General features: G+C 70.1%; 13 protein-coding genes. 8 read left to right on the top strand and 5 right to left on the bottom strand.

Annotation, left to right across the window (positions count from 1 at the left end):
* Positions 1-319: 319 nt before the first annotated feature.
* The 8 genes from BUE42_RS29535 (at position 320) to BUE42_RS29500 (ending at position 8,573) form a co-directional block, all read left to right on the top strand.
* Positions 320-631: a hypothetical protein gene (locus BUE42_RS29535; protein WP_073468863.1), complete on the top strand. Its 312-nt coding sequence runs from the start codon at positions 320-322 to the stop codon at positions 629-631.
* A 20-nt stretch (positions 632-651) separates the two neighbouring features.
* Positions 652-981, top strand: a complete 330-nt coding sequence (locus tag BUE42_RS29530; RefSeq protein ID WP_073468862.1) for a TrbC/VirB2 family protein — start codon at positions 652-654, stop codon at positions 979-981.
* Between the two features lie 21 nt (positions 982-1,002).
* The gene (locus BUE42_RS29525) at positions 1,003-3,537 is read left to right on the top strand and encodes a VirB4 family type IV secretion system protein (protein WP_073468861.1); all 2,535 of its coding nucleotides are present in this window, start codon (positions 1,003-1,005) and stop codon (positions 3,535-3,537) included.
* Positions 3,534-4,664, top strand: a complete 1,131-nt coding sequence (locus BUE42_RS29520) for a hypothetical protein (RefSeq protein WP_235002696.1) — start codon at positions 3,534-3,536, stop codon at positions 4,662-4,664. The genes BUE42_RS29525 and BUE42_RS29520 overlap by 4 nt, the downstream gene beginning before the upstream one ends.
* Complete coding sequence (locus BUE42_RS29515) at positions 4,651-5,646, top strand: type IV secretion system protein (RefSeq protein ID WP_073468859.1); 996 nt, start codon at positions 4,651-4,653, stop codon at positions 5,644-5,646. The genes BUE42_RS29520 and BUE42_RS29515 overlap by 14 nt, the downstream gene beginning before the upstream one ends.
* The gene (locus BUE42_RS29510; RefSeq protein ID WP_073468858.1) at positions 5,643-6,650 is read left to right on the top strand and encodes a type IV secretion system protein; all 1,008 of its coding nucleotides are present in this window, start codon (positions 5,643-5,645) and stop codon (positions 6,648-6,650) included. The genes BUE42_RS29515 and BUE42_RS29510 overlap by 4 nt, the downstream gene beginning before the upstream one ends.
* Positions 6,647-7,621, top strand: coding sequence for a type IV secretion system protein (locus BUE42_RS29505; protein WP_143171840.1), 975 nt, complete (start codon positions 6,647-6,649; stop codon positions 7,619-7,621). The genes BUE42_RS29510 and BUE42_RS29505 overlap by 4 nt, the downstream gene beginning before the upstream one ends.
* Before the next feature lie 160 nt (positions 7,622-7,781).
* Entirely contained in the window at positions 7,782-8,573 is a 792-nt protein-coding gene (locus BUE42_RS29500; RefSeq protein ID WP_073468856.1) for a CHAP domain-containing protein, read from the top strand.
* A gap of 3 nt (positions 8,574-8,576) precedes the next feature.
* Here the strand turns inward: BUE42_RS29500 and BUE42_RS29495 are convergent, their stop codons facing one another.
* Genes BUE42_RS29495 through BUE42_RS29475 form a run of 5 tightly spaced genes read right to left on the bottom strand, consistent with a single transcriptional unit; the run spans position 8,577 to position 13,577 of the window.
* A complete protein-coding gene (locus BUE42_RS29495) occupies positions 8,577-9,563 on the bottom strand; it encodes an isoaspartyl peptidase/L-asparaginase family protein (protein ID WP_083614748.1) in 987 nt (328 codons plus the stop codon).
* 2 nt (positions 9,564-9,565) lie between these two features.
* Positions 9,566-10,309 (bottom strand): amino acid ABC transporter ATP-binding protein, encoded by a 744-nt coding sequence (locus BUE42_RS29490; RefSeq protein ID WP_073468854.1) that lies wholly within the window; start codon positions 10,307-10,309, stop codon positions 9,566-9,568.
* A gap of 5 nt (positions 10,310-10,314) precedes the next feature.
* Positions 10,315-11,382, bottom strand: a complete 1,068-nt coding sequence (locus BUE42_RS29485) for an amino acid ABC transporter permease (protein ID WP_073468853.1) — start codon at positions 11,380-11,382, stop codon at positions 10,315-10,317.
* A gap of 1 nt (position 11,383) precedes the next feature.
* Positions 11,384-12,514 (bottom strand): amino acid ABC transporter permease, encoded by a 1,131-nt coding sequence (locus BUE42_RS29480; RefSeq protein ID WP_235002694.1) that lies wholly within the window; start codon positions 12,512-12,514, stop codon positions 11,384-11,386.
* Between the two features lie 40 nt (positions 12,515-12,554).
* A complete protein-coding gene (locus BUE42_RS29475) occupies positions 12,555-13,577 on the bottom strand; it encodes an amino acid ABC transporter substrate-binding protein (RefSeq protein ID WP_073468865.1) in 1,023 nt (340 codons plus the stop codon).
* Between the last annotated feature and the right edge of the window lie 19 nt (positions 13,578-13,596).

Raw genomic sequence — 13,596 nt, 5'->3', positions numbered from 1 at the left:
TCAGGGCGAACGGGTTCTCTCCCCCCGTTCAGGCTGAGCTTGTCGAAGCCGTCGTGCCATGCGAGCAGGCCCTTCGACAGGCTCAGGGCGAACGGGGCGGGGGTGCCGCGTGCGGGCGTCCGCACGCGCGCGGCGAGGCAGTGCGAAGTGCTGCACGTCGATGACCCCCGCATCCACGCCGTGGACCACCTGCCGTCTGCGCGATTCACAAGACAAATCAAGGGCTTGCGGCGCATCGCCGTCAGCCAATCCGGCCACCGGTCGCCATGGCATGCCTCTCGCGATAGCTCACGTGGCCTGACCCCCGGAGCAACACGCCATGGCAGAGAAGACAGCGAAGACCGACCGCAGCCTGCAGGAGGTGAAGATCTTCGCGCGGGAGAACACGATCTGGGGCATCCCCAGCAAGCAGTTCATCGGCGCGGCAGTGCTGACGGTCGCGATGCTCACGCAGATCCCGTTCGTCTTCGCGTTCGCGATGGGCGGCCTGCTGTTCGGCGTGCTGTTCGCGATCTACAACGACGACCCACGCGCGCTGCTCGCCTGGCAGCGCTCCGTGGGCCGCCCGGTCCGCTGGTCGGCCTGTGCGCGCAACCCGCGGCGCGTCGTCATCGTCCCCTTCAACAAGTGAAAACCACAGGAGTGCCTTCCATGCGTGTTCAATTCCTCGCGCGGCGTGCCGCCGCCCCACTGTCCGGCGTGCTGCTGTCCCTGCTCAGCGCCTCCGCCCACGCGCAGGCCACCGCCGCCAACTTCGACAGCCTGCGCACCTTCCTGCAGGCCTTCGCGAACTTCATGACCGGGCCGTTCGGCAAGGCAGTCGTCGTGGTCTCGATCGTCGCGGCCTTCTGCACCTGGGTGTTCGCCCCCAAGGACGGCATCTTCGGCCCGGTGCTGCGGGTGGTGGTCGCCGGCATCGCGATCATGAACGCCGCACTGTGGATCGCACAGTTCGGCGGCGCCGGCAACATCACGCTCTGACCCCCACGGACGCGACCGGCCATGGGTGCCAGGGACAAGATCGGCTCGGTGCTGGACCTGCACACCGCCTACGGTGTGTACAACGGCTTCGTGCTCACCAAGACCGGCTCGCTGATCGGGGCGATCGAGCTGTCGGGGCGCGACCCCGACGGCATGGCCGCCATCGACCACCAGGGCATGACGCACATCGCCCGCGTGATCTACGGCGCGCTGCCGAAGGCGATCGCGGTCACGCAGTACTTCGCGCACTTCGAGGGCGCCAAGGTCTCGCTGCTGCGCCGCGAGCACCCGATCAGCGACCTGATGTCGAAGCAGCGCGAGGCCTTCCTGAACGGCCGCGACCTGTGCAACTCGCGCCTGGTGCACTACTTCGAGGTGCAGGCGGGCGAGAACTCCAACAAGCTCGACGTCGCCGGCCTCGTCAAGCACCTGGCGATGGCACCCATCAGCAGCTCGAGCCGCCGCATGGTGAAGCAGACGCTCGGCAAGGACGGCGCGCTGCTCTACCTCGCCGAGCAACTGGAGCGCCAGTCGTGGATGCTGAAGGACGCGCTGTCGGTGCTGGTGGCCAAGTGGTCCGGGATCATGGGCGTCGAGCAGCTCGGCATCGACGAGCTGTGGGCGCACATGCGCTTCCTCGCGACGCTGCAGCCGCGCCGCCTCGACACCGCGCGCCATGAGACGCCGCCCGAGAGCAACTGGGACCACTTCCTGTCGAGCGGCGACGTGCGCCACCTGCGCGTGCACAACATGGACGTGCTGAAGATCGACGACGCCGAGCACCAGTACGTGAAGATCGGCGCCGTCAGCCGGCTCGGCAGCCCGGTGCGCGAAGGGCTGTGGGGCCATGGCGACGACTCGCCGGCGCGGCTGCGCGGCAACTATTTGCTGATGCACCGCTTCACGCCGTTCAGCGAGTTCAAGCGCTCGATGCTGTTCCGCAACAAGCAGACCGAGCTGGAACGCAGCGCGATCAGCCCGTGGGACGTGCTGCAGGGCCGCGAGCGCTCGCTGTACGAGAAGCAGGCGACGATGAAACCCGCCATCGCCGACAAGATCGCCGAGCTCGGCGAGGCCGAGGCGCTCGACGAGACCTGGGGCCAGGGCCACAGCTTCGTCGCCGCCTTCCACCCCGACCCGGTGCAGTTGCGCGAGACCGTGCTGTCGCTCGACCGCGCCTGCTCCAACGTCGGCCTCTCGCTGGTGTGGGAAGGCGTCGACCTGCCCTACGCGTACCAGACCATGCAGCCCGGCGGCCAGCACAAGAGCATGCGCGACATGGTGCTCAACGGCACGCAGAGCGCGGCGGCCGCGCTGCTGTACCAGAGCGCCCTCGGCCAGCCCTGCGTCGAGGACCTGGGCGGCGAGGAGGCGCAGTACGTGCTCGAGAGCCGCGACGGCCGGCCGTTCTTCTTCAGCAACTTCATCGGCGGGCGCGCGATGCTGGTCGGGATCGGCCCGATCCGCAGCGGCAAGACCTTCCTGAAGAACACGCTGGCGACGCACTTCCTGAAGTACGGCGGCGTGATCCGCGCGATCGACATCGACCCCGGCACCGAGACGCTGGCGCAGGCCTTCGGCGATGACGGCGGCATCTTCCGCGTCACCGCCGACGGCCGCCACGGGCTGAACCCGTTCGTCAACTACCAGGGCGCGCACGACATCGGCTTCGTCGTGCACATGACCGAGCTGCTGGTCGAAATGATGCGGGCCAACGATGACCCGCTGCTGCAGCAGCTCGCGCACAACGAGCAGGAGTACCTGGACGGCGCGATCCGCAAGACGCTGCTGCTGCCGACCTCGATGCGCACGCTCGATTCGCTGGTGGCCCACATGCCGATGCAGCTGGCGCAGAAGTTCACCCGCTGGACGCGCGGCACCGACCCGCAGATGGCCGGCCGCTACGCGCCGCTGTTCGGCGCCACCGTCGACTCGGCCGGCGGGCTGGACAAGCGCGTCGGCGTCTACAACCTGCAGGCGGTGCGCGACGACGAGAACGCGATGCGCCCGCTGCTGCTCGAGCTGTTCTACCGCATCACCCGCACCTTCGAGGACCCGGCCAGGCGCGGCATTCCGAAGGAACTGCACGTCGACGAATGCCACCACGCGCTGCGGCTGAAGTCGTTCGCCGAGTACCTGGTGGCCAAGGTGCGCACCTGGGGCAAGTGGGGCGCCGGCGTGCAGCTGTGGACGCAGTCGCCCGAGGAACTGCTGCGCAGCGACAGCTGGGCCGCGGTGCGCAGCGCGGCCAGCACCTTCGTCTTCATGTCCGACCCGAAGATGGACGACGCGCTGTACCGCGAGACCTTCCCGTTCCTGCAGGCGGGCGAATGCGAGGCGATCCGCTCGCTGATCCCGAAGCGCCAGGCCTTCCTGGTGCAGCAGGAACTGGGCGTCGCGAAGATCGTCAACCTGGTGGTGGAGCCGGAGCAGTACGTGATGAACACCTCGCACCCGCGCGAGGCGGCGATCCGCACCGCGTTGATCGAGGAGCACGGCTACCAGCGCGGCATGCAGCTGACGCTCGCCCGCTTCAAGGAAGAGGGGATCCTGTGATGGTGCCTCGGCTGCTGTTCGTGGCCGCGATGCTCGGCTGCTGTGCGTGGGCACGCGCGGCCGGCGATCCGGAGATCGACGACCTGGTGCGCGAGATCGAGCGCCTGCCGCCGCAGGCCTTCGAGCAGGATCCGCAGGGCTGGCAGGAGGTGCTGGAACTGCTGGAGAACTACGCCGCCTCGCAGGCCGGCAGCCCGAAGGCGGCACCACGCCGCGCCGCCGCCGCGAACGGCGCCGCCGGCATGACGGCCGCACAGCAGCGCGATGCGTTCGGCCAGTTGCTGGCCGGCGTGCGCGAGCTGCCGGTCAGCGATCTTGCGAGCCTGATGGTGTCGGCCGGGCTGGCGCAGGTCGACCCGCCGCGCGGCCCGAACGAGGCGATCGACCCGCGCGCATCGGTGCAGCTCGCGCGCTGGGCCGAATCGGCGCGCAACGTGCCGGCCGGTGCGCCGTCGTTCGCGGTGCTGCCGCTGTTCCAGCCCGACACGCTGCGGCTGCTGGCGCGCCGCGTCGAGCTCGCGAACGCCGGCCAGCCGCGTGCGGCGTCGCTCAACGACACGATGCAGGCCAGCATCGCGACGCTGAGCCGGCGTGCCGACGAAGAAAGCCGCACGCTGCTCGACCTGCGGCGCGCCGGCCAGGCCAGCGCGCAGCGGCTGGGTGCGCTCGACGGGCTGATGCAGGCCGCGACCTCGGTGCCGTTGTCCGACGCCGCCGAATCGGCCCAGCTCGCCGCGCTGCGCGGCACGCTCGCCGGCGTGCAGGCACAGCAGACGCAGGCGCTGATGCAGCTCGGCGGGCCCGATTTCAGCGGCGGTGCCGCGCCGATGTCGATGCCGCGCAGCGCGCTCGCGTCGCGCGCCGCCGCCTCGGCGTTGGCCGACGACCTGAAGCGCCGCATCGCCGCCGGCCAGGTGGTCGGCGACGAGCCGCAGCGCCAGGCCGCGCAGCTCGGGCGCGACACGCTGGCGCTCGCGCTGCTCGACGTGCTGGCGCGCGAGGAGTCGGTGAAGGACGCCGCGCTGCGCTACGGCCGCCAGCTGCAGGCGCAGTTGCTGCAAACCGGCGCCGAGATGCGCCGCCTGGCCGACGCGGTGGAACGGGCGCCCGGCCATGCGGCGCTCTGAGCGCGCGGCGCTCGGCATCGTCGGCGCGCTGCTGCTCGCCGGCTGGGCGCTGCCGGCACACGCCGCGTCGCTGCCGGCGCTGCACGAGGTGTTCCTGGTGTTCGACAGCGTCACCGAGCAGATCACGCAGAAGATCGGCGACGCGCTCGGCACGCACGAGATCGAGATGGTCGTCAACGTGCTGTTCTCGGCGCTCGCGCTCGGGCTGTTCGTCTGGAAGTTCAGCGGCTACGCGCTGCGCGGCTTCGACCTGCTGGACATGATGGCGCTGATGATGACGCTGTTCTTCGTCTACCTGATCCTGAGCGCGTACAAGGCGATCTTCCCGGCCATCTTCGGCGCCGGCCGCTACGTGTCCGACGTGCTCGGGGCCGGCATTTCCGGGCGCGACCCGAAGGTCAGCCTGGCCGAGAACATCTTCGGCATGGTGGTGCAGGTCGACTTCCATTCGTCGTGCGACCTGTTCGACTGCCTCGGGCCCGGGGTCATGTCGTGGATCGCGGCGATCTTCGCGTACATCATCGTGATCGCGCTCGGCATCATCGCGACGCTGGTCGAGCTGTGGACGATGTGGGGCTTCCAGATCGCCTATGCGATCGGCTGGCTCACGGTGCCCTTCCTGCTGTTCGAGCGGCTGTCGTTCCTGTTCGACGGCTGGCTCAAGTTCTTCTTCGGCATGGTGGTCTACGTGATGGTCGCCAAGGTCAACCTCGCGCTGGTGCTGCTCGGGCTGGAGATCATGTTCGGCATCGCGCACGGCGGCGGCATCCCCGCCTCGCAGACGGTCGACGTCGACGGCTTCTTCTCGATCGTCGGCATGCTGGTGTTCCTCGCGGTGGGCATCGCGACGCTCTACAGCACCGGCCGCTTCGCGTCGGCCATCGTGCAGAACGCGGCCGGCGGCGGCGTCGGCGAGGTGGTGCAGCGGGCGGCGAGCGCCGCGGCCACCGCGGCCGGGGCGGCGATGGCGGTGGCGCTGTGACGGTCGCGCTGAAAGGTGCGCAGAAGCTGGCCGCGCTCGCGCTGCTGGTGGCGACGCCGCTCGCGCATGCGGCGCTGAACGATGCCTTCAAGCGCATCGGCCAGTTCGAGGATGCGATCGTCGACCGCGTCAGTGCCGTCGTCTCGGGCGGCGCGATGCACTACGTCGCCACGCGGCTGTTCTTCGTGCTGGCGCTGGCGCTGTTCGTGCTGAAGTGCACCTCGTGGGCGCTGCGCGGCTTCAAGCTCGGCGAGATGGTCGAGACCGCGGTGCAGATCATGTTCACCGGGCTGATGCTGAGCATGTTCACGACCGTGGTGCCGGCCATCTTCAACGCGGCGCTGTTCGTCGGCGCGGCGCTGCTGGCCGGCATCATGGGGCTGGGGGGCGGCACCGCGGCGGCGGTCGCGACACCGGCCTCGCTGGTCGACATGCTCGTCACCTACGGCATGCAGATCTCGCCGAACTGCCACCTCGGGTGGAACCCGCTGAACATCCTCGACTGCGTGCGTGGCGGCGCGGTGCAGATCGTCGCGGCGCTCGCGATCTCGCTGCTGCTGGCCGGGCTGTGCGTCGCGGTGATGCTGGTCGACGTGTGGGGCTTCTGGCTGTACGGCATCGCGCTCGCGACCGGGCCGGTGCTGCTGCCGTTCACGCTGTACCGGCGGCTGTCGTTCCTGTTCGAAGGCTGGCTGCGATTCTTCTTCGGCGCGGTCATCTACCTGATCCTCGCGCGCGTCAACCTCGCGCTGGTGGTGGTGGCGCTGATGACCTACTGGGGCTCGACCGCCGCGGCGCTGAGCGGCGGTGGCTTCACGCCGCCGACGCTCGCGCCGATCGACGACGTGACCCAGGTGCTGGGGCTGATGCTGTTCGCCGGGGTCGGCATCTTCACGCTGCTGGCGACCGGCCGCTTCGCGAGCGCGATCGTCGCGGGCGCGGCGGCCGGTGGCATCAACTTCGGGCAGATGGCGCGCACCGTGACGCGCTGGGTGACGAGGTGAACCCCTCGGCTCGAAGCGCAGCACGGCTGCTGGTGCCGCTGCTGCTGTGCGCCGTGCTGCCGGCCCACGCCGCGCCGCCGGCGGACATGCCGTGGCTGCACGACATCTTCGTCACGCTGCGCGAGGCCAACGACGCGATGACGGCGCACGTGTCGGCCGCCCTCACCTCTGCCAGCATCGGCATGGTGGTGCACGTGCTGTTCGCGTCGCTGTCGCTGTTCCTGTTCGCCTGGAAGTTCATCGGCTTCGCGCTGCGCGGCTTCGACATCGTCGACCTGCTGGAACTGACCTTCACCGTCGGCTTCGTCTACCTGCTGCTGACCGGCTACCGCGGGCTGATGCCGGCGATCGCCGCGGCCACGCGCTTCATCGGCGACCACCTGGGCGGCAGCATCGCCGGCATCGGCACCGACCGCACGCTCGCCGAGGAGATCTTCACGACCGTGCTGCAGCTGAGCCTGCACCCGGTGTGCGACGGGCTGATGGACTGCATCACGAACCGCGCGTACGCGATCTTCACGACCATGGTCGCGAGCCTGGGCATCCTGCTGCTCGGCGCGATCGCGACGGTGGTGGAGCTGTGGATGCAGTGGTGCTTCGAGATCGCGTTCGGCGTCGGCTGGTTCGCGATCCCGTTCCTGCTGTTCCGCCGTCTGTCGTTCCTGTTCGACGGCTGGCTGAAGCTGTTCTTCAACGTGATGATGTACGACCTGATCGCGAAGGTGACGCTGTCGATGGTGCTGCTCGGCTTCCGTTCGATGAGTGCCGCCGCGACCGGTTCGATGGGCGCGACCATCGACGTGCACGGCCCGTACGACCTGATCGCGCTGTTCCTGTTCCTGGTGCTCGGCATGCTGGCGATGGCCTGCACCGGGCGCTTCGCGACCTCGGTGGTGGCGGGGATGTCGGGCACCGGTGGGCTGCTGCAGGATGTGGCGCGCTCGGCCGCACGATCTGCCGGCGGACGCTGACGCGGCCGTGCGGGCCGCCGCCCAGGCGCGCCCAGCGAGTGCGCCAAGCCGCACGCCCTGCCCGCGCGCGCGTGTGGCAAATCAAGCACTTGGAGACGAGCCGTCCTGGCACGCGGCTGGCAACTGCTTCCGGCATCGACGACCGCTCACAGGAGATCCCATGGCGCTTCCGCTTGTCCACCGCTTCGCTCGCGTCCTGGCGCTGGCCGCGCTGCCGCAGTTCGCTTCGGCCTTCGCCTGCGGCGCCCCGCCGTCGGCCTACATCGACGGCCAGCGCGGTGGCTTCACCGACTTCACCGATTCGACCGGGTTCCCGATCTTCAACAAGGAGCACTGCTACGGCAACCCGATCTTCAGCACCAACGGGCACGACACCTACACCAGCAACCCGTTCAACAACCGCACGATGACGAACAGCGGCTTCGGCTACCAGTGCACCGAGTTCCCGCAGCGCTACTACATCTTCCGTTTCCACAAGCGGCTGGTGGTGCCGTCGGCGGCCGACCTGTGCACCTTCAACCTGCCGCAGGGCGTGTCGCGCTTCAAGCCGGGCCAGGGCACGCCGGTGCCGGGCGACATCTTCGTGTTCGGCCGCGGCATGTGCGGCGCGAGCGGGGAGCATGGGCACGTGTCGATCGTCACCAAGGTCTACAACCCGTCGTCGATCCAGATCGCGCAGCAGAACATGCGCAGCGAGCGCTCGACGATCGCCAACGTGAAGACCAGCTGCGGCTGCGGCTTCCTGCATGCCGAGGACAACCTGGCGGCCAACATGCCCTGGACCGACACGCCGAGCGATGCGTGGGACCCGGACAACTTCCCGTGGGACGACCGGCCGATGGACACCAACGGCGGAAGCCTGATCGGCGACCCGGCGGACATGTGCACCTGCCGCTCGGATGACCCGACGCAGATCTGGCCGCTGTGCTGCAAGTTCCCGAAGGAAAAGTGACGCCTACTCGAACACCGCCGTCGCCTGCGGCACGCCTTCACGGACCCAGGCCCGGTACATGCCCTGCGAGTTGAACGGCATCGCGAGGCTGCCGTCGGCGCCGAGCGCGACCAGCCCGCCACGGCCGCCCAGGGGCTCGAGCGACTGCAGCATCGCGCCCTGCGCCGCCGCACCGACCGCCTGGCCGAGGTAGCGCATGCGCGCATGGATGTCGTGCGCGAGGCAGGCGCGGATGAAGTGCTCGCCGCTGCCGGTGCACGACACCGCGCAGCTCGCGTCGTTGGCATAGACGCCGGCGCCGACGATCGGCGTGTCGCCGATGCGGCCCGGCGCCTTGTTCGTCATGCCGCCGGTCGACGTGGCCGCCGCGAGGTGCCCCTGCCGATCGAGCGCGACCGCGCCGACGGTGCCGAACCGCGGTGCCTCCGGCGACAGCGGCACCGGGTCATCAGCCAGCGCCGCCGCGTCGTGGTCGAGTGCCGTCGCACCCGCCGCCTGCGCTCGCAAGCGCCGCCACTGCGCAAGCCGCTGCGGTGTCGAAAAATATCCCGGCTCCACCATCGCGAGCCCGCGCGCTTCGGCATAGCGGTCGGCCCCCTCGGCCCCCAGCAGCACGCTGCCGCCGTCGCGCAGCAGCTCGCGCGCCGCCAGCACCGGGTTGCGCACGCGGCGCGTGCCGGCCACCGCACCGGCCGCCAGCGTGCTGCCGTCCATCACGCCGGCATCCAGCGTGTGACGGGCATCGGCATCGAACACCGCGCCATGGCCGGCGTTGAACAGCGGGTTGTCTTCGAGCGCGCTGACCGCGGCCACCACCGCATCGAGCGCACTGCCGCCGCGCGCCAGCACCGCCTGCCCGGACGACAGCGCGGCGCGCAAGCCCGCGTGGTACGGCAGCTCGGCCTGCCGCGCATCGCGTGCATCCCGTGAAAGGGGGCGCGCAATGGTGCCGGCGCCGCCATGCAGCGCGAGAACGTAAGGCCGGTCCATGCTCAATGCGCCATCAGCTGGCCGAGGAACGCGCGCGTGCGCTCGTTCTGCGGCTGGTCGAAAAACCGTGCCGTCGGCTGCAGCTCGACGATTCGCCCCGCCTCCATGAAGGCCACCCGGTCGGCCACCCGCCGCGCGAAACCCATCTCGTGCGTGACGACGATCATCGTCATGCCGTCACGCGCCAGCGCCTGCATCGTCTCGAGCACCTCGCCGACCATCTCCGGGTCGAGCGCCGACGTTGGCTCGTCGAACAGCATCAGCCGCGGCTTCAGCGCCAGCGCCCGCGCGATCGCGACGCGCTGCTGCTGCCCGCCCGACAGCTGGCCGGGGAACTTGGCCGCCTGCTCGCCGATGCGCACCCGCGCGAGCAGCGCCTGCGCCTGCGCGCGCGACGTGGCGGCCGCCTCGCGCTGCACCAGCTGCGGCGCGAGCATCACGTTCTCGATCACGCTCAGGTGCGGGAACAGGTTGAACTGCTGGAACACCATGCCGATGCCCAGCCGCGCACGCGCCGCCTCGCGCGAATCGTCGAGCAGCGTGCCGTCGAACACGATGCGGCCGCGCTCGGGGCGCTCGATCGCATTGATGCAACGGATCAGCGTCGACTTGCCCGAGCCGGATGGCCCGCAGACCACGAGCTTCTCGCCCTCGGCCATCTGCAGGTCGCAACCGGCCAGCGCATGGAAGTCGCCGAACCACTTGTGAAGGCCCGAGATCTCGAGCAGCGGAGTCGTTGCAGTCATCAGTTTCACCTCACGGCATGGCGGCGGCCGAGGTAGCGGCCGTACTGCGCGATCGACACGCCGATCAGCAGGTAGACCGCACCGACCATCGTGTACATCTCGACGAAAAAGGGTTGCCACTGCGGATCGCCCATCGCCAGCCGCAGCGTGCCGGTCAGGTCGTAGACGTTGACGATCGCGACCAGCGAGGTGTCTTTGACCGCGCCGATGAAGTGGCTCGCGGTCGGCGCGATCGTCACGCGCAGCGCCTGCGGCAGCACGATGTGGCGCAGGCGCTGCCAGCGCGTCAGCCCGAGCGCGTGCGCCGCCTCAAGCTGGCCGCGCGGCACCGCCTGCAGCCCGCCGCGGAAGATCTCGGCCAGGTAGGCCGCGCCGAACAGCGTCAGGCAGGCGGCGATGCGCAGCATCGGGTCGAGCCGCCAGGCCGGCGGCAGCAGCAGCGGCAGCACGAAGGCACCGAAGAACAGCAGCGTGATCAGCGGCACGCCGCGCACCGCCTCGATGTAGGCGCCGCACAGCCAGCGCAGCAGCGGCAGCGTGGATCGCCGGCCGAGTGCCAGCGCGATGCCCAGCGGCACGCCCAGCAGGCAGCCGGTGACGGCCAGCAGCAGCGTCAGCGGCAGCCCGCCCCACAGGTCGCTGCCGACCGGCGCGAGCCCGGCCACGCCACCAGCCATCAGCACGCCGAACAGCAGCAGCGCGCCAGCCAGCAGTGCGACGCCGGCGCGACCGAACAGCCGCGGGTGCGCGGCGCCGCACACGCCGATCAGCAAGGCCGCGCTGCCGAGCACCGGCCGCCATTGCTCGCCTTGCGGGAAACGGCCCAGCAGCACCAGCCGCGCCTTCTCGGAGACCACGCCCCAGCACGCACCGGCCGCCGCGCGGCAGGCCTCGGGATCGGGCTGCACGACGGCATCGAGCACGCCCCAGCGCACGAGGCGCCACGCGGCCCAGCCGAGCACCAGCAGCAGCGCGCTCGACACCAGCGACGACGGCAGGTCGGAGAACAACGTCGCGCGCAGCCGCTGCAGCGTGGGCGGTGGCGACGGCGGACGATCGAGGGTCGCATCCATCTCAACGTTCCTTGAGTTGCACGGCGGTATTGATCGCGCCCATCGCCAGCGCGATCACCAGGTTCAGCAGCAGGTAGACGCTGGCGATGATCGCGATGCATTCGATCGCCTGCCCGTTCTGGTTCAGCGAGGTGGTCGCGACCGAGACCAGGTCGGGGTAGCCGATCGCGACCGCGAGCGACGAGTTCTTGATGGTGTTCATCACCAGGCTCGCGAACGGCGGCACGATCACCCGCAGCGCCTGCGGCACGATCACGCGGCGCAGCGTCTGCGCCCGCGTGAGGCCGAGCGCATGCGCCGCCTCCCACTGGCCACGCGGCACCGCCTGCAGGCCGGCGCGCACGATCTCGGCGCCGTAGGCACCGGCGTACAGCGTCAGCGCGCCGACCAGCGCCAGCCACTCGGGGCTCAGCGTCGCGCCGCCGCTGACGCCGAAGCTGCCCAGCACCGGCCGGTCCCAGCTGCCGGGCTGCAGCAGCCAGAGCGCCGCGAGCAGCACCGGCGCGAGCGGCCAGGCTGCGGCGCGCCGGCCGAGCAGCCGCCAGGTCATCCACGGCAGCAGCAGGCTCAGCGCGAGCAGCCCGGCGGCCAGCAGCGCATCGAGCTGCGGCACCGCCACCGCGAGCCCGCCCTTGCTGAGGAAGACCAGGCCGCTCCATTGCATCGGCGACTCGGGCGCCGGCAGCAGCATCGTCAGCGCGAAGTACCACAGCAGAACCTGCACCAGCAGCGGCACGTTGCGCACCAGGTCGACGTACGCGATCGCGCTCCAGCGCAGCAGCGCGTGGCGGCTGAGCTGCGCGATGCCGACCGCGAAGCCGAGCACGCTGACCAGCAGCACCGCCGGCAGCGCGGCGCGCAAGGTGTTGGCGATGCCGGCCGCGAAGGCGCGCGCATAGGTGTCGCCGGCGTCGTAGGGGATGACGCCTTCGGAAATCGCGAAACCGGCGCTGTCGTCGAGGAAGCCGAAGCCCGACGCGACATGCCGCGCGGCAAGGTTCTGCGTCGCGTTGTGCGCGAGCCAGCCGCCTAATGCCAGCACGGCGAGCAGCGCGATGAACTGCGGCAGCAGCACGCGCCAACGCAGCGGCGGACGTGGCGGCGCATCCGCGACGACTTCAGGTACAGCCACGAGCGGTCCGAGGGGTGGAAATGCTGCCGACATCGCGACCTCAGCGCAGCGGCGGCGACATCAGCAGGCCGCCTTGCGTCCACAGCCCGTTGCGCCCGCGCGGCAGCTTGACGGACGAGCGTGCGCCGAGGTTGCGCTCGAAGCTCTCGCCGAAGTTTCCGACCTGCTTGACGATGCGGTAGCTCCAGTCCTTGTCGAGCCCGAGGAAGCGGCCGAGGTCGTCGCCGCTGCCGGCGAAGCGGCGAATTGCCGGGTCGCTGCTGGTGGACTTGAGCCCGTCGATGTTGGCCGACGTGATCGCGAGTTCTTCGGCTTCGATCATCGCGTTGAGCGTCCACTTGGCGACCGCGAACCATTCGTCGTCGCCGCGCCGCACCGCCGGGCCGACCGGCTCCTTCGAGACCAGCTCGGGCAGGATCACGTAGTCGTCGGGGTTCTTCAGGTGCGTGGCCTTCAGCACCGCGAGCGCGCCGCTGTCGCCGGTGAAGGCCTGGCAGCGGCCGCTCGCGAAGGCCTGCTGGGCCGCCTCGGCCTGGTCGAACACGACCGCCTTGTACGGCAGCTTGTGCGCGCGGAAGTAGTCGGCCAGGTTCTTCTCGGTGGTGGTGCCGGCATCGACGCAGATGGTGGCGCCGCCGAGCTGCTTCACGCTCGCGAGGCCCGGCTTCTTCTTCGCGATGAAGGCCTGGCCGTCGTAGAAGTTGATGCCGACCCAGGCCAGGCCGAGCGAAGCGTCGCGCGTGAAGGTCCAGGTGGTGTTGCGCGACAGCACGTCGATCTCGCCGCTTTGCAGCGCGGTGATGCGCGTCTGGCCGCTGGTCGGCACGTACTTGACCTTCTCGGCATCGCCGAGCACCGCGGCCGCAAGGGCCCGGCAGTAGTCGACGTCGAGCCCGCTCCATTTGCCGCTGCCGTCGGCCAGTGCGAAACCGGCGCGGCCGGTGTGCACGCCGCAGGTGACGACGCCCTTCTGCTTGATGCCGTCGAGCACCTTGCCGGCGTGTGCGGCCATCGGCAGCGCGATGGCCGCGCAACCGATGGCGCACCGGGCGACCTGTGACATGAACGGGGCGGCGTACTGC

The sequence above is a fragment of the Rhizobacter sp. OV335 genome (assembly GCF_900142965.1).
Lineage (GTDB): Bacteria > Pseudomonadota > Gammaproteobacteria > Burkholderiales > Burkholderiaceae_C > Rhizobacter.
This window is presented reverse-complemented; position numbering and strand designations above follow the sequence as displayed.